This is a genomic window from Mangrovihabitans endophyticus (assembly GCF_014646155.1).
Taxonomy (GTDB): Bacteria; Actinomycetota; Actinomycetes; order Mycobacteriales; family Micromonosporaceae; genus Actinoplanes; species Actinoplanes endophyticus.
The window spans coordinates 1-2029 of record NZ_BMMX01000083.1 but is presented as its reverse complement, the minus strand read 5'-3'; the positions used below and the strand labels follow the sequence as shown (position 1 = coordinate 2029).

Below are 2029 nucleotides of genomic sequence, written 5' to 3'. Positions count from 1 at the left end.
GTTCCGGTGGGGGACCACCCCGGAACCTCACGCACCCGTTCTCGGAGCACCCCACGCTTGGTGGACGCCCAGGCGAGGCTGTTGATCTTCATGGCCATTCGCGGGCTGCTCGGCCGAGTCGGAACTCATCTTTTGACTGCTCGGCTCGGCCTCAGCATGGTTTCTTCTTGGGTGGCTTCTCGATCGTCTTGTTGGTGCCTTTCTTACCGTCCGCCATCTAGGGCGGTCACTTTGCGTTACGTTTGGCTGCGCGGCGGTCCATGGCGCTCGCGACCTCGCGGTCCTGCAGCAGCAACGAGGAGGGCGCGCCAGCACCGTCCTCGCTCTAGCCGGTCCGGTTGATCAGGCGTCGCTGTTGCGGGCGATGGTCGCCTTGCCGGCCAGCATCGCGGCGTCCAAGATGATCGAGTCGAGAGCCCCGTGCAGGATCTCCGCCTCGTTGATCGTGAGTCGTGCCGAGCAGACCCGGTCGCCAACCGTGGCGGTCAGCTCCACCATCGGAAGCTGCGCCGGAACATCCGGATTGTGCATGACCACAGCAGTCACCGTGCCCCGTGTGTCGCTGCTGCTGGGCGCACCAGTGTTCTCACCTACCGTGACCTGAACAGTCATGACCAAACTCCCTTCACGAAATTCGGATAGGACCCCCGCGAACGACAGGCATCGCAAAGAGGGCACCGAATCCGCACCGCCACGACAGCGGCCGAGATGACTGGCAAACCCGCGATGACATCGCCGTACCAGCGATCCTGGGCGTCCGGCGGCGGGTAACCCATCACCGGTGGTAGTCCATCAAGGAATGACTTCTATCCGGTCGCCGGATAGCATTCGCCAACGCCGCAGTGAACGGGCCGAGCAGGCCCGCACCGCGCAGTACGCCGACGTCGACGCCGTCTACCCCAGCCGGTCCGCGTTCACCTCCACCATGCCCCCACACGCCTTGTTCGACGGCGCCACCGACATCCGCGCCGCCGGGCTGTCCCTCAACCTCATCTGCCAGCAATACGCCGACACCCAACTCGCCCACCTCGTCGAGAACGGCGCCCGGCTGCGGCTGCTGTTCCTCGACCCCGCCGGCCGCGCCATCCGGCAACGCGAAGACGAAGAAGGCCACACCGCCGGCCACCTCGGGAACGGTGGACAGCCCCGATGACCAACCCCGCCGACCTGCTGCCCATCGCCCACCACGCCGTCGACCTGGCCACACAGATCATGCGCACCCGGCAACCCGGCGCCCTCACCGCCAAAGGCGACCGGGACATGGCCTCCGACGTCGACTACGCCATCGAAGAACACCTCCGCGCGTTCCTCGCCGAGAAAACCCCCGACATCGGCTTCCTCGGCGAAGAAAACGGCACCAGCGGCAACACCAGCAGACTCACCTGGGCACTGGACCCCGTCGACGGCACCGTCAACTTCATCCACGGCTCACCCCTATGCGCCATCTCCCTCGGCCTGATCGCCAGCGACCGCCCCGTCCTGGGCGTCATCGGACTGCCTTTTCTCGGCGGCCGGTACAGCGCCGCCGAAGGCCACGGCGCCCACCTCGACAGCCAGCCCCTGCACGTCAGCACCACCAGCGACCTGGCCGAAGCCGTCGTCGCCATCGGGGACTACGCCGTCGGCGAGAACGCCGCCGAGAAAAACCACCACCGATTCACCATGACGCAACGACTCGCCGCCACCGTGCAACGCATCCGCATGCACGGCTCCGCCGCCATCGACCTCGCCTGGCTCGCCGCCGGCAAAATCGACGCCATCGCCATGCTCACCAACAAACCCTGGGACACCGCAGCAGGCGTCATCATCGCCCGCGAAGCCGGCGCCCACATCACCGACCACCACGGAACACCCCACACCCTCCACGCTCCCACCACCATCGCCACCAACCCCACCCTCATGCCACACCTCCTCAAACTCATCACCACAACCCCACCCAGCAACACAGAGCACTAACCCGGGTGATTCACGGTGATCATCAACTGGTGGGTCCGACCGGCGTGTAAATAGACGGAAGTGCCTCTCCGGC

3 protein-coding genes are annotated in these 2029 nt (G+C 66.0%); 2 read left to right on the top strand and 1 reads right to left on the bottom strand.

Features of this window, described 5'->3' with window-relative positions; all coding sequences use genetic code 11:
* Positions 1-342 precede the first annotated feature (342 nt).
* The gene (locus IEY73_RS32115; protein ID WP_189083119.1) at positions 343-612 is read right to left on the bottom strand and encodes a hypothetical protein; all 270 of its coding nucleotides are present in this window, start codon (positions 610-612) and stop codon (positions 343-345) included.
* A 187-nt stretch (positions 613-799) separates the two neighbouring features.
* Between IEY73_RS32115 and IEY73_RS32110 the strand changes: the two genes are divergently transcribed.
* Both IEY73_RS32110 and IEY73_RS32105 read left to right on the top strand, forming a co-directional pair.
* On the top strand, positions 800-1153 hold the full coding sequence (locus IEY73_RS32110; protein WP_229716367.1) for a DUF5919 domain-containing protein: 354 nt from the start codon (positions 800-802) through the stop codon (positions 1151-1153).
* Positions 1150-1956 carry an inositol monophosphatase family protein gene (locus IEY73_RS32105; protein WP_189083118.1) on the top strand — a complete coding sequence of 269 codons (807 nt, stop codon included), beginning with the start codon at positions 1150-1152 and terminating at the stop codon, positions 1954-1956. The genes IEY73_RS32110 and IEY73_RS32105 overlap by 4 nt, the downstream gene beginning before the upstream one ends.
* Positions 1957-2029: the final 73 nt, after the last annotated feature.